Origin of the sequence: Paraburkholderia sp. BR14374 (assembly GCF_040948685.1) — a bacterium.
Classification (GTDB): Bacteria; Pseudomonadota; Gammaproteobacteria; order Burkholderiales; family Burkholderiaceae; genus Paraburkholderia; species Paraburkholderia youngii.
Genome location: NZ_JBFPKF010000006.1, coordinates 148,843 through 171,772 on the forward strand (window position 1 = coordinate 148,843; position 22,930 = coordinate 171,772).

At 63.6% G+C, this 22,930-nt stretch carries 22 protein-coding genes; 3 read left to right on the forward strand and 19 right to left on the reverse strand.

Features of this window, described 5'->3' with window-relative positions:
- Positions 1 to 19: 19 nt before the first annotated feature.
- Positions 20 to 811: a DUF899 domain-containing protein gene (locus AB3X86_RS16535; protein ID WP_176120770.1), complete on the reverse strand. Its 792-nt coding sequence runs from the start codon at positions 809 to 811 to the stop codon at positions 20 to 22.
- Between the two features lie 241 nt (positions 812 to 1,052).
- Here AB3X86_RS16535 and AB3X86_RS16540 point away from each other — a divergent pair, with 241 nt between their 5' ends.
- Positions 1,053 to 1,496 (forward strand): VOC family protein, encoded by a 444-nt coding sequence (locus AB3X86_RS16540; RefSeq protein ID WP_368596784.1) that lies wholly within the window; start codon positions 1,053 to 1,055, stop codon positions 1,494 to 1,496.
- 55 nt (positions 1,497 to 1,551) lie between these two features.
- On the opposite strand, the gene AB3X86_RS16545 is transcribed toward AB3X86_RS16540, so the two are convergent.
- The 9 genes from AB3X86_RS16545 to AB3X86_RS16585 form a co-directional block, all read right to left on the reverse strand.
- Positions 1,552 to 1,929 (reverse strand): BON domain-containing protein, encoded by a 378-nt coding sequence (locus AB3X86_RS16545; protein WP_368596785.1) that lies wholly within the window; start codon positions 1,927 to 1,929, stop codon positions 1,552 to 1,554.
- 30 nt (positions 1,930 to 1,959) lie between these two features.
- Complete coding sequence (locus AB3X86_RS16550; protein ID WP_176120767.1) at positions 1,960 to 3,105, reverse strand: porin; 1,146 nt, start codon at positions 3,103 to 3,105, stop codon at positions 1,960 to 1,962.
- 138 nt (positions 3,106 to 3,243) lie between these two features.
- Positions 3,244 to 4,869 carry a 3-(methylthio)propionyl-CoA ligase gene (locus AB3X86_RS16555; protein ID WP_368596786.1) on the reverse strand — a complete coding sequence of 542 codons (1,626 nt, stop codon included), beginning with the start codon at positions 4,867 to 4,869 and terminating at the stop codon, positions 3,244 to 3,246.
- Positions 4,857 to 5,234, reverse strand: a complete 378-nt coding sequence (locus tag AB3X86_RS16560) for a Rieske (2Fe-2S) protein (protein WP_368596787.1) — start codon at positions 5,232 to 5,234, stop codon at positions 4,857 to 4,859. Before AB3X86_RS16560 ends, AB3X86_RS16555 begins: the two co-directional genes overlap by 13 nt.
- 32 nt (positions 5,235 to 5,266) lie before the next feature.
- Positions 5,267 to 5,833 (reverse strand): RBBP9/YdeN family alpha/beta hydrolase, encoded by a 567-nt coding sequence (locus AB3X86_RS16565; protein WP_368596788.1) that lies wholly within the window; start codon positions 5,831 to 5,833, stop codon positions 5,267 to 5,269.
- Positions 5,834 to 5,851: 18 nt separating this feature from the next.
- On the reverse strand, positions 5,852 to 6,700 hold the full coding sequence (locus AB3X86_RS16570; RefSeq protein ID WP_176366635.1) for a TauD/TfdA family dioxygenase: 849 nt from the start codon (positions 6,698 to 6,700) through the stop codon (positions 5,852 to 5,854).
- 10 nt (positions 6,701 to 6,710) lie between these two features.
- Positions 6,711 to 7,691 (reverse strand): quinone oxidoreductase, encoded by a 981-nt coding sequence (locus AB3X86_RS16575; RefSeq protein WP_368596789.1) that lies wholly within the window; start codon positions 7,689 to 7,691, stop codon positions 6,711 to 6,713.
- A 106-nt stretch (positions 7,692 to 7,797) separates the two neighbouring features.
- Positions 7,798 to 9,120: an MFS transporter gene (locus tag AB3X86_RS16580; RefSeq protein ID WP_368596790.1), complete on the reverse strand. Its 1,323-nt coding sequence runs from the start codon at positions 9,118 to 9,120 to the stop codon at positions 7,798 to 7,800.
- A 155-nt stretch (positions 9,121 to 9,275) separates the two neighbouring features.
- The gene (locus AB3X86_RS16585) at positions 9,276 to 10,331 is read right to left on the reverse strand and encodes a 3-keto-5-aminohexanoate cleavage protein (protein WP_368596791.1); all 1,056 of its coding nucleotides are present in this window, start codon (positions 10,329 to 10,331) and stop codon (positions 9,276 to 9,278) included.
- Between the two features lie 241 nt (positions 10,332 to 10,572).
- Here AB3X86_RS16585 and AB3X86_RS16590 point away from each other — a divergent pair, with 241 nt between their 5' ends.
- Positions 10,573 to 11,574 carry an AraC family transcriptional regulator gene (locus AB3X86_RS16590; RefSeq protein WP_368589330.1) on the forward strand — a complete coding sequence of 334 codons (1,002 nt, stop codon included), beginning with the start codon at positions 10,573 to 10,575 and terminating at the stop codon, positions 11,572 to 11,574.
- 73 nt (positions 11,575 to 11,647) lie between these two features.
- On the opposite strand, the gene phaC is transcribed toward AB3X86_RS16590, so the two are convergent.
- From phaC to gltS, 9 genes are all read right to left on the reverse strand, one after another.
- On the reverse strand, positions 11,648 to 13,390 hold the full coding sequence (phaC, locus tag AB3X86_RS16595) for a class I poly(R)-hydroxyalkanoic acid synthase (RefSeq protein ID WP_368596792.1): 1,743 nt from the start codon (positions 13,388 to 13,390) through the stop codon (positions 11,648 to 11,650).
- 14 nt (positions 13,391 to 13,404) lie between these two features.
- Complete coding sequence (locus tag AB3X86_RS16600) at positions 13,405 to 13,875, reverse strand: MaoC family dehydratase (protein ID WP_176120759.1); 471 nt, start codon at positions 13,873 to 13,875, stop codon at positions 13,405 to 13,407.
- A 24-nt stretch (positions 13,876 to 13,899) separates the two neighbouring features.
- The gene (locus AB3X86_RS16605; protein WP_368596987.1) at positions 13,900 to 14,847 is read right to left on the reverse strand and encodes an electron transfer flavoprotein subunit alpha/FixB family protein; all 948 of its coding nucleotides are present in this window, start codon (positions 14,845 to 14,847) and stop codon (positions 13,900 to 13,902) included.
- 22 nt (positions 14,848 to 14,869) lie between these two features.
- The gene (locus AB3X86_RS16610) at positions 14,870 to 15,619 is read right to left on the reverse strand and encodes an electron transfer flavoprotein subunit beta/FixA family protein (protein WP_176120758.1); all 750 of its coding nucleotides are present in this window, start codon (positions 15,617 to 15,619) and stop codon (positions 14,870 to 14,872) included.
- A gap of 69 nt (positions 15,620 to 15,688) precedes the next feature.
- Entirely contained in the window at positions 15,689 to 17,491 is a 1,803-nt protein-coding gene (locus AB3X86_RS16615) for an acyl-CoA dehydrogenase (RefSeq protein WP_368596793.1), read from the reverse strand.
- A 212-nt stretch (positions 17,492 to 17,703) separates the two neighbouring features.
- Entirely contained in the window at positions 17,704 to 18,708 is a 1,005-nt protein-coding gene (locus AB3X86_RS16620; RefSeq protein WP_368596794.1) for an AraC family transcriptional regulator, read from the reverse strand.
- 123 nt (positions 18,709 to 18,831) lie between these two features.
- Entirely contained in the window at positions 18,832 to 19,296 is a 465-nt protein-coding gene (locus AB3X86_RS16625; RefSeq protein WP_176107707.1) for a hypothetical protein, read from the reverse strand.
- Between the two features lie 83 nt (positions 19,297 to 19,379).
- The gene (locus AB3X86_RS16630; protein WP_368596795.1) at positions 19,380 to 20,240 is read right to left on the reverse strand and encodes a class I SAM-dependent methyltransferase; all 861 of its coding nucleotides are present in this window, start codon (positions 20,238 to 20,240) and stop codon (positions 19,380 to 19,382) included.
- A gap of 15 nt (positions 20,241 to 20,255) precedes the next feature.
- Complete coding sequence (gene gltS, locus AB3X86_RS16635) at positions 20,256 to 21,458, reverse strand: sodium/glutamate symporter (protein WP_176120754.1); 1,203 nt, start codon at positions 21,456 to 21,458, stop codon at positions 20,256 to 20,258.
- Between the two features lie 557 nt (positions 21,459 to 22,015).
- On the opposite strand from gltS, the gene AB3X86_RS16640 reads away from it, so the two are divergent.
- Positions 22,016 to 22,900 (forward strand): manganese catalase family protein, encoded by an 885-nt coding sequence (locus AB3X86_RS16640; RefSeq protein ID WP_152854153.1) that lies wholly within the window; start codon positions 22,016 to 22,018, stop codon positions 22,898 to 22,900.
- Positions 22,901 to 22,930 lie beyond the last annotated feature (30 nt).

The following is a 22,930-nucleotide window of genomic DNA, read 5'->3' on the forward strand; positions in this document are numbered from 1 at the left end:
AGCGACGATTCGTCAGGCGCTACTCGTCGTGCTTCCGAAATGCGGCCTCGCCGGCATCCGACACCTCGACCCACTTCGGATCGGGAGCCGCGCCGGGGACGTAAGTGTCGTGCCAGTTCCACCACTTGTACGGCCGGCTCTGTGGGTAGCCCTCCGGCGAATCCTCCCACGTCTCCTGCCGCCCGAGCGCCGTCATGTCGAGGTAGCTCCAGACAGTGCCCATCGCCTCGTCGCCACGCCCGTTAATGAAGTACGTTCGGAACACACGCTCGCCGTCCCGGATGAACGCGTTGTGGCCGTGCCATTCGTCCACGCCGAAGTCGGCGTCGAAGCTGTCGGTGATCGTGTACCAGGGAATCATCTCCCAGCCCATCCGGGCCTTCAGCCGCGCGATATCGGCTTGCGGTGCGCGGGACGCGTACACGAGGGTCGTGTCGCGAGCGTGCAAATGCGCAAGGTGGGAGACCTGATCGGCCCCCAGCGAACAGCCAATGCACGCGTGCTCTGGCCATCCGTGCACGCCGGGCTCGAAAAAGGCGCGATAGATGACCAGCTGACGGCGGCCTTCGAAGAGATCGAGCAGGCTCACTCTGCCTTGCGGCCCGTCGAACGCATACGCTTTTTCCACGGCAAGCCATGGCATCCGACGCCGCTCGGCGGCCAGCGCGTCGCGGGCACGTGTCAAGGCTTTCTCCTTGACGAGCAACTGCTCGCGCGCGGCCTCCCACTCTTGCCGCGACACGACCGGCGGTGTCTTCATCGCAGGCTGTCCATCTTTCCCACTCTTCTCAGGTGACTTGTTCGTCGTCATCGCAACCTCCGGGTTAGAGCGATGTCCTGTGCGTTCGGGTCGGAAGGCGATTCGTTCGCCTTGCATCGCTCGCTGTTGATGAAGGTTCAGTTTACGCCGCCGGTCATCGAGTGATGGGAGTGACAAATGTGACGCGATTCCGGATTCACGGTGGGCCAAACCCGGCTGTCGATTTCTAATGTAATCTGCCGCAACGACCATGACGTCCCACGAATCATTCGCCCACCACCTGGAGGTGACGATGAGCGCGATCCATGAGGTCTACCCCTATCTGCGAGTGCGCAATGCCGCGCAGGCGATTGAGTTCTACGCACAGGCATTCGGCGGCATCGAACAGTTTCGCCTGACCGAGCCAGGCGGCCGCATCGGTCATGCCGAAGTGAAGATCGGTCCCGCGATCGTGATGCTGTCCGACGAATATCCCGAGCACGACATGCTCGGCCCGAGCGGCGACAGCCGGCCGGGCGTGCTGCTGCATATCCACTGCGACGACGTCGACCAGCTATTCGAACAAGCGGTCAAAGCGGGCGCAACCGTGGTCCTCCCGCTAACCGATCATTTTTATGGCGAGCGCTCGGGGACCGTGCGCGATCCGTTCGGACACGAATGGCAGCTCGGCGCGCAGATCGAAGCGCTCACGCCTGAAGAGATGCAGCGCCGTTACACGGCGCTGTTCGACAGCTAGTGGGTTATTGTAGTGAGCTCCTCGCGCTTTGATTCCCCCGATGCGTGAGCTCTCTTTACTGCCCGCCGAACGGCTTTTGCACGGTGAGCTTGTTGGTCACCGAAGTCACCCCCGGAACGCCCTTCGCGATCTCCGCGACCTGATTGATCTGCGAAGCGTCGGTGACCGTGCCGCTCAGCGTCACCGCGCCGCCTTTTGCGACGACGCTGATATTGCCGGCGCTGATCTCCTTGTGCTTGCCGATCGCCGCATACACCTGCCGACGCAGCGCGCGATTCGCTTGCCTCGGGCTGGCGGGAGCGGCTGCGCTACTCGACATCGCGGGCGCGCCCGAAGCTGCGCTGGACGACTGACCCGACTGCGACCATGCGCTGCTCGACGCGGCCAGAATCAATGCGGCAATCGCCAGCGCGCGTGCCTGAATGCTTTTCATCGAATACTCCAGTTGTTATAGGTGACGTAATCAGAAGTTATGGCGGATGCCGACCATGGCCGCCGTGGTGGACACGCCGGGCGCAACCGGCGCGCCATAGATGATGGTCTGGTTCATGGTCCCCTTGTTGGCCACATAACCCACCTGCGCGTAAGCCTTGGTGCGCTGGGACAGGTTGTATTCCGCACCCACCGCGAATTCGCTCGAATGGTTCGCCGAGTTGTTCTTGTCTTTCAGGTAGTAGTACCCGGACGTGACCTTGAAACGCGGATTGAACTGGTAGCCAAGGCCCCCCGAAATCATTTCGAAGTCCGCGGTGTTGCTATGCGCCGGGTTCTTGCCGGCGCCATACGAGGCCGACACCGAAAATCCGGCGATCGTGTACATCGCACCGAAATAGTAGAAACGGTTGTTCGCCAGCCCGGTCGCAGGGATGGCGGGTGCCGCCGGGTACGTGATCGGGAACGGGTTGGTATCGTGGCCGTTGTAATACACCGCGGACAGATTCAAACCGTAGTTCGAATACCTGGCCACGGCCGACTCGCGCGTGCCGCCCTGGAAATGACCGGCGACGCCGCCCGGTGCGTACTCGAGCGCAAGTGACGCGCCGTGGAATTTCGGCGAGTTATAGACGAGCGCGTTGCTGTCGTACAGCGCGCCGATCGGCGCGTTCGTGCTCGTACCCGGCCAGCCGGCCGCCTGATTGATGCCCAGCCACGCGGTCAGAATACTGCCGAAATACTGCGCGCCGCGCACGTCGGTTTCCGCCATCGCGTAGATCATCGGAATGATCTGCCGGCCGGCGTCGAAGGTACCGAAGGGTCCGGACACGCCGATCGTCGCGAACTGGTTGAAGATCGCGGTGGTGCCCGGCGTATCGGACAGGCCGAACTTGCCGTTCGTGGAGTTGAATACGCCCTGCAGCTTGAAATTGACCTTGTAGCCGCCGCCGATGTCTTCGCTACCTTTCAAACCCCAGAAGCTCGCATAGATACCGCCGTCCTTCAGCTGATAAATCTTGCCCGTGTTCGGCGCGTGCGGCAGGAAGGTGGCCGCCGAAGTGCTCTGATACAGGAAACCCGTATCGATCACGCCATAGAGCGTCACTGACGACTGGGCATGAGCTGCGGTGGCGAAAATGGCCAACACGATAGCGCTGCTTGTCTTTAACTTCATTGTGTCTCCTTCGCGTACCGGCGGTGGCGCCAAAGCCCATGCTGCGGTCGCTTCAATCGATTGGTGATTTTGTGTGCGCCGGGCGTACCCGGCCGCGTTGTTGCGTGAATCGAACTGTGTCGCTGCGCAAGCCGTCCGTCAGGGCAGGTAGTAGTTCCCGTACTGATCGCGTAACTGGTTCTTCAGCACCTTGCCGGTTGCGCCGATAGGCACCGTGTCGACGAATACCACGGCATCGGGGGTCCACCAGCGCGCGACCCGGCCGTTGAAGAAGGACAGCAGTTCGTCGCCGGCCAGCTCGCTGCCCGGCTTTTTCACGACCAGCAGCAGCGGCCGTTCGTCCCACTTCGGATGCCGCGCGGCGATACACACTGCAGTCGAGACTTCCGGATGCAGATACGCGACGTTTTCGATGGCCGCCGAACTGATCCATTCGCCGCCCGACTTGATCACGTCCTTGCTGCGATCGGTGATCTGCATGAAGCCGTGCCTGTCGATGGTCGCGATGTCGCCGGTCGGAAACCAGCCGTCGCACAGCGGCGACTCGACGTCGGCGCCGAAGTACTGTTGCGTGACCCAGTGGCCGCGCACCTGCAGATCGCCAGCGCTCTCGCCGTCCCACGGCAATTCATTGCCGTGCGAGCCGACGATCCGCATGTCGATGCCGAACAGCGCACGTCCCTGCTTCGCCTGCACCCGGTATTGCTCGTCCATCGGCAGCGACTGCTGATGCGCCTTGAAGCTGCAGACCGTGCCGATCGGGCTCAATTCGGTCATGCCCCACGCGTGCAGCACCTCGACCCGATGGCGCTTCTGGAACGCCTCGGTCATCGCGGTTGGACACGGCGCGCCGCCGATCACCGTGCGCCGCATCGACGAGAAGGTGCCGCCCATCGCATCGACATGCGTGAGCAGTCCCTGCCACACGGTCGGCACACCGGCCGACAGCGTCACGTGTTCCGTCTCGATCAGTTCATAGAGCGACTTGCCGTCGAGCGCGGGCCCCGGAAACACCAGCTTCGCGCCGACCATGCAGGCGATGTAGGGCAGTCCCCACGCGTTCACATGGAACATCGGTACGACCGGCAGAATCACGTCGCGCGCGGAACAGTTCAGCGCATCGGGCAGCGCCGCCGCGTAGGTGTGCAGCACGGTAGAGCGATGGCTGTACAGCACGCCCTTCGGATTGCCGGTGGTGCCCGACGTGTAGCACAGCGACGACGCGCTGTTTTCGTCGAGCAGCGGCCATTCGAAGACGTCGTCGTGCAGCTCCAGCAGATCTTCGTAGCACATCAGCATGCCGTCCAGCTCGTTCGCTTGCGGCATGTGCGCGCGATCGGTCAACGCCACGAATACCTTCGGGCTCTTCACCCGGGGCGCGACGCTCTCGATCAGCGGCAGAAACGTCAGGTCGAAGAACACCACACGATCTTGCGCATGCTCGATGATGTATTCGAGCTGGTCGACGTGCAGTCGCGGGTTCAGCGTATGCAGCACGGACCCGGACCCCGATACCGCGAAATACAGCTCCATGTGGCGATAGCCGTTCCACGCGAGCGTCGCGACGCGCTCGCCCTGGCCGACGCCGAGCGTTGTCAGCGCGTTGGCCATGCGGCGCGCGCGCTGCGCGAGGTGCCGATACGAATAACGATGGACGTCTCCTTCCACGCGTCGCGACACGATTTCCTGTTCGCCGTGATGGCGCTCCGCGTGCGTGAGCAGCGCCGACACCAGCAGCGACTGCTGCATCATCAAGCCTTGCATCTTTCCGTCTCCTGATGGGTTGTGGCGTCTCGCTCATGCGTGGGCGTCGCATTCGGCTCGTCGAGACTCACCACCACCTTTGAATTCACTATTTCGACCGGGAAGGTCGTCACACTCAATCCGCCTGTTCCCGCCATGCAGCCCGTGCGCACGTCGAAGCGCAGACCGTGCGCCGGACAGCGCAACATGCAACCTTCCAGCTGGCCGCTGGAAAGCGCGGCCCCGTTGTGCGGACAGGTGTTGTCGATGGCGTGAAGCGTACCTGCGATGTTGAACAGCACGATGCTGCGGCCATCGATGAAGGCCAGCTTGCGCTGGCCCGGCGCGAGTTCGCCGGCGACCCCCACCACGATCCGACGCGACATTTCAGGCTCCTGCTGATCCGACGCTAGCCGCGTCACATCAGCACCAGGCGGCGAATCAATGTCTCCGCCATCGGCCATTCGCCAAAGCCCGAAGCGGGATTGAGGTGCCCGACTTCGCCGAGATCGACGAGGCGGCTGCCCCAGTCCTGCGCCATGTCCTGCACCCGCTCGAACCGTGCGAGCGGATCGTTGCGGCTCGCGCCGACGATGCTCGGAAACGGCAGACGCTTGCGCGGAATCGGCAGCCAGCCGTTCTGCTGGAGCGTATCCAGCTCCGGATAGCCCGCCGGCATCGGCGTCTCGAGGTCCGCGAGCGCCGCGAGCAGCGCGCCGTGAATCTCGCGCTTGTGTTGCGCCGCCCAATGCACGGTGATCATCACGCCCGCGCTATGCGCGACCAGAATGACCGGACCGTCGATTCTCGCGAGCGCGGCATCGAGCGCCGCAACCCGTGCCGCGCAACTGAGCTTGTCGTGTTCGAGCGGCGGCACCGACAGCGCTTTCGGCAGCCGTTGCTGCAACAGGGTTTGCCAATGCTCGGCGACGTGGTCGCGCAAACCCGGGACCATCAGAATGGTCGGCTTCAATTCGTAATTCATGGGAAGCTACTTGCTGGTTCAGTACGGCTTGTCGCCGATGATGCCGGCGCGTTCCATCTTGCGATGACACGGCGGGTAATCCATCACCGCATAGTGCTGCGTGCTGCGGTTGTCCCAGATCGCGATACTGTTCTTCTGCCAGCGCCAGCGCACCTGGTACTCGGGGATGTACGCCTGGCTGATCAGATAGCGCAGCAGATCGCCCGCGCCGGGATTCGCGTCCTGACCGAAGCGCACCCGCTCCGGCGTATGAAAGTTCGTGAAATGGCTCGTGAAAGCGCTCACGAACAACACCTTCTCTTCCGTTTCCGGATGCGTGCGCACGACCGGATGCTCCGCGTCCGGAAACTGCGCCTTCAGCGCCAGACGCTTTTCGATCGGCATCGCGGCACCGAAGCTCGCCTCGATGCTGTGGCGCGCGCGCAGGTCCGCGATCTGCGCCTTCACGTACGCCGGCAGATTTTCGTAGGCGAGGACCATGTTCGCCCACATCGTGTCGCCGCCGACGGGCGGACATTCCACGCAACGCAGCACCGCTCCGAACTGCGGCTTTTCGCGCCACGTGGCATCGGCATGCCAAGCGTTTTCGTAACGGTCGTTGGGCTGGTCCGGGGTCTTGTAGATACGCACGAGGCCCGGATTTTCCGGATCGCTGCCCGCGACCGGATGGTCTTCCAGTTCGCCGAAGCGGCGCGCGAACGCCACGTGTTCGGCGCGCGTGATGTCCTGGTCGCGCAGGAACAGCACCCGATGCTTCAGCAGCGCGGAGCGGATCTGGGCAAACAGGCCATCGTCGTAGATGGCGTGGGCAAGATTCACCCCGGTCAGCTCGGCGCCGATCGAGTACGTCAGTTGTTCGACTCGCATGGCTAGCTCCTCAGATAATGAAGACCGACGAACCCGTCGTCTTGCGCGATTCCAGATCACGATGCGCTTGCGCCGCGTCCTCGAGCGCATAGCGCTGATTCAACTCGATCTTGATGCGGCCCGATGCGATGAGCTCGAAGATGTCCCGGGCAAGCTCGTCCTTCTCAGCCGGATCGGCGATGTAGTCAGCCAGAGCCGGGCGGGTCAGATACAGCGAGCCTTTCATTGCCAGCAACTGCGGATTGAACGGCGGGATCGGGCCGGAGGCCGTGCCGACACAAACCAGCAGACCGCGACGCTTCAGCGAGTCGAGCGAAGCCTCGAAGGTGTCCTTGCCGACGCTGTCGAACACGACATTCACGCCGACGCCATCGGTCAGTTCGCGTACGCGCTTCGCGACATCTTCGCGGCTGTAGTTGATGATGTGATCGCAGCCGTGCGCACGGGCCACCTCGCCCTTGGCCTCGCTCGAAACCGTGCCGATCACGGTGAGACCCAGCAGCTTCGCCCACTGCGAAACGATCAGGCCGACACCGCCGGCGGCGGCATGCAGAAGGATCGTGTCGCCGACCTTGAAGTCGTGAATGCGGCGCATCAGGTACGCGGCGGTCAGGCCGCGCATGGTCATGCCGGCAGCCGTTTCGCAGTCGATCGCATCGGGCAGCCGGATCAGCGGCGCGGCCGGAATCAGGCGTTCCGTGCTGTACGCGCCGAGCGTGTTGATGAAGCCCGTATAGGTCACACGGTCACCCACCGCGACGTTCGTGACATCGGGGCCAACGGCCTCGACCACGCCCGCGGCCTCCACGCCCATCCCGGCGGGCAGCGGCACCGGATACAGGCCACTGCGGAAGTAGGTGTCGGCGAAATTGAGTCCCACGGCCTGATGGCGCAGACGAACCTGACCGGGACCCGGGTTGCCCACTTCGACGTCCTCGTAGCGCAGGACCTCGGGACCACCGGTTTCATGAAAGCGCACTGCCTTTGCCATGTTGACTCTCCAATTCTTTACTTGATCTGCACTTCGCAGAGTTCGTTGCGCCCGAGGCGCCTTACAGGTTCTGTTGTCCGCGCCGTCCGCGCGGCACCATCCGATGTCAGCGTGCGGCTTGCTCGCGCAGCGTGTCGAGCCGATCGAGATCGCCGGAGTAGTTCCGTTTGCCGATCATGAATGCGGCGGCTGCGACGAGCGGTGCGAACGGCACCAGTTGCAACGCGCCCGACAGACCGATCCGGTCGGCGATGATTCCCGTCAGAACAGCCGCCGGCGCGAGGCCCAGCAGGTTGTTCGCGAGCGTCAGCGTCGCAAACGCCGAGGCGTGAATGGTCGGCGGCGTCAGGTTCGCCACCATCGCACCCGACGGGCCGCTCGCACCGGCGCAGAAGAACATGCCGACGCCGATCACGACCAATTGCCACGGCCCCGCCGTCATGTGGAAGCCGATCGCGAGCAGGACGAAACAGGCGAGGCAGTAGGCGATCGCGGCACTCCACTTGCGTTGCCGCACGTTCTTGCTGAGCCGGTCGGCGAGATTTCCGCACACCACCATGCCCACCCCGGTCACCAGCACGAATACCGCCGCGCACATCGCAGCCTTGCCGGTGGCCATGCCGTAGTAGCGATTCAGGAAGCTCGGCATCCACGCCCACACAGCGGCGGGAACCATCAGATGCAGACCGCTGCCCACATAGGCGCACACCACGGACTTCGTCGAAAACAAGCCCTTCATCAGCTCGCGCAGGCTCATGCGCATGCCGCGCGCTTGCGTCTGCTTCGTCACGCTCGCCGGCTGCAGCGGCGCAAGACGCTTTTCGGTGACGACGAGGCGGTAGATCACGACCAGCACGATCCCCATCGCGGCCATCGCGCCGAATGCCGAGCGCCAGCCGAGGTGAGCCGCCACCGCGCCGCCGAGCGCCATGCCCAGCACCGAGCCGAACGCGCCGCCCGCCATGAAGGTGCCGGTCAGCGTGGAGCGCAGCCGCACCGGGAAGATGCTCAGCACAACTGCGATACCGACACTGCCATAAGCCGCTTCGCCGATCCCGACGAAGGCCCGCGCCAGCAGCAACTGCCCATAGTTGGCCGAGATCGCGCAGCCCACCGTCGCGAGACTCCACATCGCCGCCATCAGCACGATGCTCTTCACGCGGCCCCAGCGGTCGGCCAGCACCGACAGCGGGAACGTGAGCACACCGACCATCAGCGCGACCACGCTGCTGAGCGAACCCAGCTGCGCGTCGGACAAATCCCATGCCGCTTTGAGCGGCGGAAACACGGCATTCAACACCTGCCGCGACATATAGTCGGAAAGCAGCAATCCGACCGTCAACGCGAACACCACCCACGCATAAGCGCGCACATCCGTCTGAGCTGCCGAAACTTCGCCCGCCGTGGGCGCTGCATGCTGAACGAGCATGTTTAGTCTCCTTCCACGCTGACTCCGTGGCGGCCGCCTTGCCCGCCTGGGGCCAACGACCTGTTATGGATTCAGCTATCTGCTCCCGCGATGCAGCGGGAGCGTTACCCATGAAGCCCGGCCTCGGCCAACGCGTCGGCCCGGACTTCTGGCATTCACGCCGCGCGAAGCGGCAGGTTCCTGACGCCGGCCTGGCGGTTCGGCGCCATCCCGTTGGCGCTGAGCGTTTCTTCGACCGTCTCGTACTGCACACCAATACGATAGATCTCGCGGGCTTCTTTACCAGTGGCGATTTCGCGGCCCAGTTCGCGCGCGACGCGCACGCACTGCTCGATCTGCTGCACCGACGTGAAGCGCTTACCGTGCTGATCGATGATCGTGTCCTCGATGCCGCAGCGCGGATGCAGGCCCATCGACATCGCCATCATGTTGAACGGCAGCACGTTCTTCAGCAGCGACTCGGCGGTGAGCGTGCAGCCATCCGGCGCGCGATGCACGAAGTTGAAGAAGTTGAACGGGTTCGGGCCGTCGAAGCCGCCACCGATGCCGATCCACGTCAGGTTCAGCGGGCCCTTGTAGACGCCCTTGCGCACGAGGCGCTCGAGCGTTTCGAGCGCGTGAATGCCGGTGAGCTGAAAGTGCGGCTGGATGCCCGAAGCCTGCAGGCGGCGCAGATGCTCCTCGACCCATGCGGGACCGGCCGGAACCGTCATTTCGCTGTAGGCGGCCATGAACGCGGGGTGGGAAAGCGAGGTGCCCGCCAGATACTCGGGATAGAGCAACTCCATGATGTTCATCTGCGTGGTATTGATCGCGACCGTCACCTGATCGGGCTTCGGATCGAGCTCGGCCAGCATATGGCGCGTATCGTCGGACAGCCACTTCGCGGCCTGTCCGTCGTCTTCCGGCGCGAACGAGATCGAGCCGCCGACCTGAATGATCATGTCGGGCACAGCGGCGCGCACACCCGCGATCAGCTCATTGAACTTCGACAGGCGCTTCGAGCCCTTGCCGTCCAGTTCGCGCACGTGCAGGTGCAGTACCGTGGCGCCGGCGTTGTAGCAATCGACGGCTTTCTGGATCTGCTGGTCCATCGTCACGGGGATGTCTTCCGGGAAGTCCGCGGGCATCCATTCCGGGCCGTAAGGGGCAGTGGTGATGACTACCTTGTCCTGATTCTCGGGGTGCAGCGAATCGTCGAGAAATTGCATTTGATTGCCTCCATCCAGTTGTGAGTGACGGTGTTCCGCTATCGCGAGGTCGCATGAAAATTCGCTGGAACACATCGAACGACATGTGCACACGATACGGGAATCAAGCGCTACACTTTTATGATTGGACGCCATCCTTTTAGCGATTCGTGCCACTGCGCGTTAACACCAATAATTGCGCGAAGCAAGCGTTTAATGACCAGAAAAAGACTCAGCGTTTGAATCGTCCGGAGAAACTACGATGGAAACGATGGTGACGTCGGTAGCCATGAGCGGTTATTTCGAGGTGGCGCGACGGCTTGGACTGAACCCGGTCGAACTCGCGAAACAGGCCGGCATCGATGCCGGCGCGCTCGCGAATCCGGACGATCGCGTATCGGCCACCGCCTGTTGCCGGCTGCTCGAAATGACGGCCGAGAAGGCGTCGTGCCCGACCCTCGCGCTGCAAATGGCGGAAACGCGGCAGACCTTCGGCAGCGGCGTGATCAATGTCCTGCTCGCGCACAAGCGCACGCTGCGCGAAGTGTTGCTGGCCGCGGCCGAATACCGTCATCTGCTCAACGAAGCGCTGGCGGTGTACGTCGAGGACGCGGATAAAACGGTCACCATTCGGGAGGAACTCGTCGTCGAACCGGGTACCCCGACGAAGCAGGCGATCGAACTGGCACTCGGCGTCCTCGCGCGGCACTCCAGCGCTCTGCTCGGCAAGTTCTGGAAACCGCGAGAGCTCCATTTCACACACGCCGCGCCCGCGGACCTGACGTTTCATCGGCGCTTCTTCGGTTGTCCGCTGCAGTTCGGCAGCGACTTCAACGGCTTCGTCTGCGCGAGCGCCGATCTCGACTACCCGAATCCGCTGGCCGATCCTGAACTCGTGCGCTATGCGGAAAGCCTCGCCTCGCCCAAGAACGCGAGCGCAGCGGAATCGGCCGCGCTGGAAGTGCGCAAGGCGATCTACCTGCTGCTGCCGCTCGAGCAGGCGAACGCCGAGCTGGTTGCACGTTATTTGCATCTGAGCGTGCGCACCATGCAACGGCAGCTGAGTTCGGCCGGCACCAGCTTTTCCGATCAGGTCGAGGAAGTCCGCGGCGAACTCGCGGTGCGCTACATGAGCAATCCCACCTACCCGATCGGACGGGTCTCGGCGCTGCTCGGCTACGCGCAACAGGGATCGTTCACGAACTGGTTCGTGTCGCGCTTCCACATGACGCCGCGCGACTGGCGCGCGAGCCATGCGAAATGACGACGAAAAAAAACGGAGTGCGATGCACTGAACATCACACTCCGTCGTTGCCCCACACGCTATCACCGTCCGCTCATGCGGCGCGAAGCTTCACGTAGCGGCCCGGTGCGCTCTCGATAGCCTTGTACTTCCTATTGCCGAGCTTGGTGCGCGCTTCGACCTGCTCTCCGGAATGCTGCTTGACCCATTCGATCCAGTGATTCCACCAGCTGCCGCGCTGCTGAACCGACGTCGCGAGCCACTCGTCGGCGTTCTCGTTGCAGGTATCGTTGGTCCGGTAGCTGCGCTTGTTCTTCGACGCCGGATTGATCACACCCGCGATATGGCCGCTCGCCCCGAGCACGAACTCGGTTCGACCACCCAGTAGCTGCGTCGACTGATAGGCGGATCGCCACGGCACGATGTGATCTTCCTCGGCCGCCATCAGATAGCTTGGGACATCGACGTTGCCGAGATCCACCGGCGTGTTGCAGAACGTCAGTTTGTTCGGCACGCGCAGACTGTTTTCGAGGTACATGTTGCGCAGATAGAAGCTGTACATCGGACCGGGCAGATTGGTCGTGTCCGCGTTCCAGTACAGCAGATCGAACGCGGTTGGGGTTTTGCCTTTCAGGTAGTTGTTCACGACGTACGGCCAGATCAGATCGTTGGCACGCAGCGCCTGAAATACGAAGCCGAGTTCGCGGCCCGGGTAAAGGCCTCCGCGGCCGATCGTATGCTCGCGCATCGCCACGCCCTGCTCGTCGATGAACACGCCGAGATCGCCCGGATCGGTGAAGTCGAGCAGTGCCGTCAATAGTGTCAGGCTCGCCACCGGGTCGTCGCCGTTCGCACGCATGACCGCCAGCGCCGACGACAGCATCGTGCCGCCCACGCACCAGCCCAATGCATTGACCTGGTCGGCCCGGCTAATCTCACGCGCCACCTTGAGCGCCTGCATCACGCCGTCCTCGAGGTAGGCGTCCCACGTGGTCTGCGCCATGTCCTGCTGCGGGTTGCGCCACGACACGACGAACACCGTCAGGCCCTGCTCGCAGGCGAAGCGCACAAACGAATTCTCGGGCTGCAGATCCAGAATGTAGAACTTGTTGATGCACGGCGGAACGATCACGAGCGGCCGCGCGGCGACCTTCGAAGTCAGCGGATCGTACTGGATCAGCTGAAACAGATCGTTTTCATAAACCACCGCGCCACTGGACGTGGCGACGCTACGGCCCACTTCGAACGCGCTTCGGTCGGTGATCGAAATCGAGCCGCTGCCCAGATCGTCGAGCAGATGCGTGACGCCCGACAGCAGGCTCGAGCCGCCCGATTCCACTGCCTCCCGGAGGACCTCGGGATTCGTCGCGAGGAAATTCGCGGGGCTGGCGAAGTCGATGAACTGGCGCATGAAAAAGCGCAGCTTGTGCTTGCCCTTTTCGTCGAGCGCGCTTGCCTCGACGAAGTCCGCGAGCGCCCTGGCGTTGATCAGATAGCTCTGTTTCAGAAGGCTGTACCAGCCGTTGCTGGACCAGTCGTCGGCGTGAAAGCGCCGGTCTCCCTGCTCTGGCTCGGCGACCGCCTTCAACTCCGTGCGCCCGCCGATCAATCCGGCGACGGCATCGCTCCACAGTTGAGCCTGCTGTTGCAGGTAGTGGGCGCTCGTGTGGGTCACGGAGCTTCGCGCGAACGGCCCGTCGGAATCGAAGTCCGAGCCGTCGGTGTCATGCACCGACGCATCGAATTCATCGTTGAGCGGCGAAAACCGCCAGAAATCGAAGCCGGCCTTGACCCAGCCCGTAGAAAACTCTTGTGGCATGCTGAATGGCATTCTCATGGCGGGGCTCGCTATCATGCGTCGCTGACGGCGCAAGCCGCGTCCTCGACGACACGGTCGCGGCAGCTTGTCGGCATCACCGTGGCGTCGCCTTCGACCACCACCTTGCCGCCGACCGTGCAAACGGTGGACAGCACCACGCGGCGCTTGTCGTGGATCAGTTCCTTGACGGTCACTTCGGCCTGCACGGTGTCGCCGGGCCGGACCGGCGCCTTGAAGCGCAGGTTCTGACCGAGGTAGATCGTGCCCGGGCCGGGCAGTTGCCCCGCGAGCGCCGCGGAGATGATGCTGGCAGTCAGCATGCCGTGAGCGATGCGCCCCTTGAAGGGTGTGGTTTGCGCAAACTGCTCGTTGATGTGAACCGCGTTCATGTCTCCCGACGCGCTCGCGAAGAACAGAATGTCCGCCTCCGTGATGGTCTTGGCGAACCGGGCACTCATACCCGGTTGCAGGTCTTCGAAATCGTATCCGTTAAGCTCGTTCATGATTATTCCGCTTGCTGGGGGCGGTTAGCCGAGCGCCTGCTCGAGTTCCGGCACGATGGTGAACAGATCGCCGACGAGGCCGTAGTCAGCCACGCTGAAGATCGGCGCTTCTTCGTCCTTGTTGATCGCGACGATGACCTTCGAGTCCTTCATGCCGGCCAGATGCTGGATCGCACCCGAGATGCCGACCGCGACGTACAGTTGCGGCGCGACGATCTTGCCGGTCTGGCCGACCTGATAGTCGTTCGGCACGAAGCCCGCGTCGACGGCTGCGCGCGATGCGCCCAGCGCCGCACCGAGCTTGTCGGCCAGCGGTTCCAGCACCTTCGTGTAGTTCTCGCCATTGCCGAGGCCCCGGCCACCGGACACGATGATCTTCGCGCTCGTCAGTTCCGGACGATCGAGCTTCGTCACTTCGCGGCTCACGAATTGCGAGATGCCTGCGTCGGCTGCGGCTTCGATCTTTTCGACCGCTGCGCTGCCGCCTTCGGCTGCAACCGCGTCGAAACCGGTCGAGCGCACCGTGATAACTTTGATCGGATCAGCCGATTGCACGATCGCAATGGCGTTGCCCGCGTAGATCGGACGCTCGAACGTGTCGGCGCTGTCCACCGCGGTGATGTCGCTGATCTGCGCGACGTCGAGCTTCGCGGCGATACGCGGCGCGATATTCTTGCCGTACGCGGTAGCTGGCGCGAGGATATGCGTGTAGTTCCTGGCCGCATCTTGCACAAGCGTCAGCACCGTCGCTTCGACGTTTTCCGCGAGACCCGCTTCGAGTTGCGGCGCGTCGGCCAGCAGTACCTTGGCGACGCCGGCGATCTTCGCTGCGGCATCGGCCGCGGCCTGCGCGTTGTGACCCGCGACCAGCACGTGAATCTCACCGCCGATCTTCTGTGCCGCTGCGATCGTATTCAGCGTCGCGGCCTTGATCGACGCGTTATCGTGTTCTGCTACTACCAGGTTAACCAGATTCGTCATTTCTTGCGTCTCCTCACAGCACCTTGGCTTCGGTCTTCAGCTTCTCGACCAGCGTCTTCACGTCCGGCACCTTCACACCGGCGGAGCGCTTCGGAGGCTCGGCGACCTTCAGCGTCTTCAGACGCGGCGTGACATCGACGCCGAGGTCTTCGGGCTTCACCGTTTCCAGTGGCTTTTTCTTGGCCTTCATGATGTTCGGCAGCGTCACGTAGCGCGGCTCGTTCAGGCGCAGATCGGTCGTGACCACGGCCGGCAGCGTCAGCGACAGCGTTTCCGCGCCGCCATCCACTTCACGCGATACCGTCGCCTTGCCATCCGCCACGACCACTTTCGACGCGAACGTCGCCTGCGGCAGGTTCGCCAGCGCGGCGAGCATCTGGCCGGTCTGGTTCGAATCGTCGTCGATGGCCTGCTTGCCCAGAATGACGAGCGAAGGCTGCTCCTTGTCGACCAGTGCCTTGAGCAGCTTTGCAACGGCCAGCGGCTGCAGGTCTTCGTTCGATTCGATCAGGATCGCGCGGTCCGCGCCGATCGCGAGCGCGGTGCGCAGCGTTTCCTGCGACTGCGTCACACCGGCCGACACGGCGATCACTTCGGTCGCGACACCCGCTTCCTTCAGCCGCACGGCTTCTTCAACCGCGATTTCGTCGAACGGATTCATCGACATTTTCACGTTGGCGATGTCGACGCCCGTACCGTCCGACTTCGCGCGGACCTTCACGTTGTAGTCGACCACTCGTTTGACTGCTACGAGAACTCTCACAACTCCCTCCTTTCCACACCGATAGGGCCGGGCCCTATCGTTTTGAATGACATTACGTCCGTTGATCGATCAGAACTGGTCTTCGCGCAGCGCCAGCGCGCCTTCGCCATCGCGAGCGCCGCGGATCGTCGCTTCGAGCGCGATCGCACGGGGCAGTATCTGCGTCGCGTAGGTGTGCGCGGTCGCGATCTTCGCGTCGTAAAAGCCCGGGTCTTCATCGCGCTTGTCGGCGGCGAGCACGAGCGAGCGCGCGACTTGCCAACCCGCGAGCACGATGCCCGCGAGCAGCAGATAAGAGACACTGCCCGCGAACACCGCATTCGGATCGCGCTTGACGTTCTCGACCACGTAGCGCACCGCGCTGTGCAACGCGTTGCGGCCGGCGGACAGATGACGGTGCATCGCCTGGAAAGCCGCGCTCGTACCATACGAGGGGTGCCCTTGCACCGCGGCCAGCGTCGCATCGATCTGCGCGAGCAGCACGCCGGCCACCTCGCCGTTGTCGCGCATCGTCTTGCGGCCGACGAGGTCGTTCGCCTGGATCGCCGTCGTGCCTTCGTAGATCGGCAGAATGCGCGCGTCACGGTAGTACTGCGCGGCGCCGGTTTCCTCGATGAAGCCCATGCCGCCATGCACCTGCACACCGAGACTCGTCGCCTCGAGCGACATCTCCGTGCTCCAGCCCTTCACGATCGGCACCAGGTATTCATAGATCGCCTGATGATTCGCACGCGTCGCGCCGTCCGGATGACGATGCGCGAGATCGCAGTGCGACGCCGACACATAGGCCAGCGCGCGTGCGCCTTCGGTCAGTGCGCGCATCGTCGACAGCATGCGGCGCACGTCCGGGTGCTGGATGATCGCGACCGACTGCTTCGCGGAGCCATCCACGGGACGGCTCTGCACGCGCTCCTTCGCATACGCGACGGCCTGCTGGTACGCGCGATCCGAAATCGCCACGCCTTGCACGCCCACCGCGAAGCGCGCGGCATTCATCATGATGAACATGTACTCCAGACCGCGGTTCTCCTCGCCGACAAGCTGCCCGATCGCGCCGCCGTGATCGCCGAACTGCAGCACTGCCGTCGGGCTCGCCTTGATGCCGAGCTTGTGTTCGATCGACACGCAATGCACGTCGTTGCGCTCGCCGAGCGAGCCGTCTTCGTTGACGAGGAACTTCGGCACGACGAACAGCGAAATGCCTTTCACACCTTCCGGTGCGTTCGGCGTACGTGCGAGCACCAGATGCACGATGTTTTCCGTCATATCGTGCTCGCCCCATGTGATGAAAATCTTCGTGCCGAAGATCCGGTACGAGCCGTCGCCCTGCGGCTCGGCGCGGGTGCGCACCAGCGACAGGTCGGAGCCCGCCTGCGGCTCGGTCAGGTTCATCGTGCCGGTCCACTCGCCGGAAATCATCTTCGGCACGTAGCGCTGCTTCAGTTCTTCGCTACCCGCCGTCAGCAGCGCTTCGATGGCGCCGTCGGTCAAGAGCGGGCACAGTCCCAGCGACAGGTTGGCGGCGTTGAGCATTTCGATGCAGGGCGTCGACAGCAGCTTGGGCAAGTCCTGACCGCCGTATTCAGACGGATGTTGCAAACCCTGCCAGCCGCCTTCGGCGAATTGACGAAACGCGTCCTTGAAACCGGCCGTGGCGCTCACCACGCCGTCCTTCCAGGTGCTCGGGTTGCGGTCGCCGTCGACGTTCAGCGGCGCGAGCACGCCTTCGTGCAGGCGCGCGGCCTCTTCGAGCACCGCGCGAGCGGTATCGGCGCTCGCGTCCTCGCCGCCGGGCAAGCCCGCCAGTTGGTCGATTCCGGCCAGTTCCGTGATTGCAAACAGCATGTCTTTGAGAGGCGCGACGTAGCTCATTACCATTCTTCCGATCAGATAGTCCGTAGGGAAAGTCACCCGTCTGGCACCGATGCGGCCGGGGTAACGTATGGCTGAATCGTAGCGTCGGAGAGGCCCTGCCCGGTTGTCCAAACCGGACGATCTATTGACATCTCTGGCCACGTCGGAGGAAGTAAGCGCCCCGTGGGAGCTGCGTCGGCAGGGGTTACCGACGCTTTGATATGACGAGATCAGCCACCCCGGCGATAGGCCGCCGGGGTGCTGCCGGTCCAGTGACGGAACGCTCGGTGGAATGCGGTGGGGTCGCCGAAGCCGACGTCCCCGGCGATGATGGCGATGGGCTCGTGCGTGCCGGTCAGGCGCTGGATCGCGATGTCGCGGCGCAGTTCGTCCTTGAGCACCTGGAACGCCGTGCCCTCGGCGGCAAGATGACGGCAGAGCGTTCTGACCGAACAGTGCAGGCCTTCCGCCGCCTCTTCGATAGACGGGATGTCGGGCAGCCGTGACGCGAGATGTTCCCGCACGCGATGACTGAACAGCTGCTCGTTGAACGACACGAAGATCCAGTCTTCCGGCGCACGAGCGAGAAACCTGCGCAGGTTCGCCTTGCGCTGGCGCACGGGCAGATCGAAATAGCTACTGCTGAACTGCATCGAGGTCTGATTGCAGTCGAACTTCGCCGGTCCGGGAAACAGATAGAGATACTCGAGCGCGTGAGCCGGACGAGGAAAGGCGAACTGCACCTGGAGCAACGCAATGCGCTGGCCGATGAGCCAGGACGCGATCCCATGCGCGAGCTTCAGCATCAGCTCCTGGCCCAGCATGCTCGGTTGCGCTCCCGTGCCTCCCGGATGCAAGGCCAGCGTCGCAACGAGGTCGCCGCGGCGCGACTCGAAACGGAAGTCGTCGAGCACCAGATGGAAGAACTGGCCGAACCGATGCATCGCGGTTTCGAGATTCGGCGCATCCAGCAGGCTCAGACACAGAAACTTGAGCGCGCCGCTGCGCAGCGGGCGCGAGAAAATGCCGGGCATCTCATCGTCGAGTTCGATCGCGAGCGAGCGGTAGAGCGTCGAGAACTGTTCCTCGGTGACGCGCGCGCCAGGCCGGTCCAGCAGCGCGCGCGGGATGTTCGCGCCGGACAGGTGCCGGTCGACGATATCCGGCCGCGTCCCAACGCTGCCGAGGAACCCATTGACGAGCGAGATCGGTACGGTGGCGCCAGGAGCTTGCATGACGGGGTTCCGCGAGGCGAAGACGCATCAGCATAGCGCCTCCCGCCGCATCGTGGCGAGGGTTCGGCGAATCGCTGCACGAGTGCCGGGTTTGCGGGCCCGCGCTTTCCGGTAGCGGCTCGCCTATTGCGCCGATGCGTGCGAGCGCAGATACGGCACGTAGCCGTTCTGAGTCTTCAGGATCTTCTCGGCGCACTCGTCATAGTCGTCGCCCTTCGCGCTATCGGGCCCATACATGCCGCGGCACTGCGCAAACAGCGACAACGTCGCGCCGCCCGTGCTCTTGTTCGCGCGGGTCGCTGAGAAAGCGGCCTTGCCCGAATCGTCGGGCACGTCGGTATCGATCGCGACCGCGTCCGCGCGGATCACGTGCGTGTCGGAATGCTGCTCGATATAGCGTTTCGTCGCCGCCCACGCGGCATCGCAATTCGCCGGCGTGCAGTCGATCACCGCGTCGCGTTGTGCGGCGCGGAGGTTCGGCTCGCTATGAAGGATTTCCTGCTGGGCGCGCTGCGCCTGTTTTTCCGGGGACGACGAGCAGGCGGCGAGTGCGCATGCGACGAGTGCGAAGGCTGCGATCTTTTTCATGAGTAGACTTCGAAGGCCATGTTCGAGCGCGATTATAGCCGCGTGAGGACCGCGATCGCGCATTCAATCCACCGCAACGGCCGCTAAGTATTCGCCACCAGCAGTTCCTCCGCATTGGCCGGCGGGCGCAGTCCATCCGTGCGAGCCGCGAAGTAGCGCTGCGTCAGATCGGCCGCGGACACATGCCGCGCGTCGTCAAAGCCCGCTTCGCGCGCCATGGCGATCATCTGCTGCGGCATGAAGAAGCTGATGAAAGGTGTACCGCTCGCACGCGCGCCCTTCTCCGCCATTTCGAGTCCGGGGCGCACGTCCGGGTCCGCCATCTCCAGCGGCAACAGGAACGTCATCGCGAACGTCGAGCCGCGCGCGAGCCCGGCCACTTCACGCAGCGTCGCCGCATTCGCCTCTGTGGTCAGATACATGCTGACACCGGTCGACACGACGACGGCCGGTCTGCTTTCGTCGAAGCCTTCGGCGACGAGACGCTGCCGCCAGCTATCGCCCGCTTCGAAGTCGACCGGCACGAAACGCAGCCAGTCCGGCAGGCCGTAACCCAATTCGCTGAGCCGCTCACGCTTCCACGTTTGCGGTCTCGGCGGATCGACCTCGAACACGGTGAGCCGCGACGCGATGTCGGGCCGGCGTTGCGCGAAGCTGTCGAGACCGGCGCCCAGGATCACGTATTGATCCACACCGCGGCCGGCCTGCTCGACGACCAGATCCTCGATAAAGCGTGCGCGCGCGACGATCGACGCACGAAACGGCCGCGTGAACCGCGGGTCCATGTCGCCGCGGCTGCGCCAATCCTCGGCGGGAGCCAGCAATTGCAAGCCGACTTCGTCTTCGAGCACGTGCGGCGGCGCGTCGGCCTGCACGTGCAGCGCACGCCATAGCGCAACGCGCGCGGCGGTGCTGTCGGGTGCGATGTGTGGTTGGTTGCTCATGATATTCGCCTGGGCTCAATGGAAAAACGGCAGCGTGAGAAACAGTTTGATCACGATCGCGTTGACGATGTCCATGAAAAAAGCGCCCGTCATCGGCACGATCAGGAACGCGATATGGGAATGGCCGAAGCGGTTCGTGATCGCCTGCATGTTCGCGATCGCGGTCGGCGTCGCGCCAAGTCCGAGCCCGCATTGCGCCGCGCACAACACGACCGCGTCGTAGTTGCGGCCCATCGCGGGAAACGTGATGAAGATCGCATAGAGCGCCATCAGCAGCGTCTGCGCCGCGAGGATCGAGATGATCGGCAACGCGAGCGCGGCAAGCTCCCATAGGTCGAGTCGCATTAGCGCCATCGCGAGAAAGAGCGCGAGCGCGACGTTGCCGACCAGCGCGACCGCGTGCTGGTCGATCCGCACACGCATGAGCGCGAGCACGTTGTTCAGGATCACGCCGATGAACAGCGTGCAGACGAACGTCGGCAATTCGAACACGGTGTCTGCGATCCAGTCGGCAAACACTTCGCCACCCGCGAGGCAGATCGAGATCAGCGCGAGCGTCGTGATTATCGCGGCGGGCGTGGTGGCCTGCTCCGCCTTCGGTTCTTCGAAGACCAGCGTTTCGTCCGCTAGCTGCTGGACGCGCAGCAATTCGTCGGCGCTGATCCGCCGCATCAGCAGACGCGCGACCGGACCGCCGAGCACGCCGCCCATCACGAGGCCAAAGGTCGCACAGCCGATTGCGATTTCGGTCGCCGACTCCAGCCCGTGACGTTCGGTGAAGACCTGGCTCCACGCGGCGCCGGTGCCGTGCCCGCCCGACATCGTGACGGAGCCGCCGAGAATACCGAGCAGCGGATCGACGCCGAGCGCGAACGCTAGCAGGATGCCGATCACGTTCTGCAGGATCAGCAGCCCGCTGACCAGCGCGAGAAAGCGGATCAACACCGGCCCGCCCGCCTTCAGATTCGACAGATGCGCATTCAGGCCGATCGTCGAGAAGAACGCGAGCATCAGCGGCGCCTGCAGCGTCGAATCGAACCTGACCTGCACTTGCGTGGTGATGCGTGTGATCAGCACGCAGATCGCGACGATGAGCCCGCCTGCCACCGGCGCCGGAATCGAATAGGTTCGCAGCACGCCGATCCATTGCACGAGCTTTTCGCCGAGGAGCAGCACGAGCGACGTCGCGACCAGCGTGGCATATACGCCGACAGTCATGAATGGCCTCCGAGCGCGAACCTGCGACATCTTAGCCAATCCGTCCAGGCTAAGTATGATTTTCCTTGACGCAATGCAATCGGCCGATGACGTCGCGCCACAACGGAGAAATGAACCGAACCTCTATCCGCGCTATCTACGCTCCCGGATCCGGCGAGGTCTGAGAGTGGGTTTTGGCACCGGGAACCGAGCGTGGCAAAACCTCCAGAACACCCGCGTACAGGGCTCCGCCGGCTGCGTGCATGGCATAAGTGCCGATCGGCACTGCGAGTAACCCCCCTACACACGGACGCGGTCGGCAATCCCGCAATGCGATGGTCCTCTTCGTGAACCGCCTCCTGCAGGCGCCTGCTCGCACGTGCGCGCAACGTTGGTGTGCAGACCTCTAGCCTGTTGCAACGCTTCCCGCCTGCTTTGGGCAAGCCCTGGCAACTCGTGTCAGGCGGGCAGGAACGCGGCATGCGCAGACAGATTCGCGCCGTCCAGCCGCGACGGCGCTCCGCATGCGTGGCACGGCGGAGGGAAGACCCACAGTACCAACTCCAATGGAGGTCCGGATGTTCATGCACAACAAACGGCTGCAATACACGGTTCGCGTCGGCACGACCAATCCCGGGCTCGCGAATCTGATGCTGGAGCAGTTCGGCGGTCCGCAAGGCGAACTGGCCGCCGCGATGCGCTACTTCACGCAGGCCGTTGCGGAAGAAGACCCCGGGCGCAAGGACATGCTGTTCGACATCGCCACCGAAGAGCTGAGCCATCTCGAGATCATCGGCTCGATCGTCGCGATGTTGAATCGCGGCGCGAAGGGGGAACTCGCCGAAGCGGTCGAGCAGCAAGCCGAGCTGTATCGCAAGCTCAACGGCGCGGGCAACGACAGTCACCTTACGCAGGTGCTATACGGCGGCGGGCCGCCGCTGACGAACTCCGGCGGCGTACCGTGGAGTGCCGCGTACATCGACACGATCGGCGAGCCGACCGCGGACCTGCGCTCGAACATCGCGGCCGAAGCGCGCGCGAAGATCATCTATGAACGGCTGATCAACGTCACCGACGATGCCGGCGTGCGCGAGGCGCTCGGCTTTCTGATGACCCGCGAAGTCGCGCATCAGAAGTCGTTCGAGAAGGCGCTGTATGCGATCACGCCGAGTTTCCCGCCGGGCAAGCTGCCGCCGAGACAGGAATTCGCGAGCGTCTACTACAAGATGTCGCACGACGGAGCAGTAATCAACACACCGTGGAACAGCGGCACCGGTCTCACGATACGGACCGGTGAACCCGCGGTGGATGGTGGCGACGGCAGTGCGTCGGTGGGCCTCGAAGCGCAACAGGAAACCGCGGTTACCGCGATGGCCACGCGTCTGCGCTCCGACCCGTCGAGCGATCCGACGACCGGTGCTGAGTTAGGTAGCGAAGTTGCGCCTACCGACGACACCGCGTGATAAACCGCGAAAACTTCTTTGGAGAATATG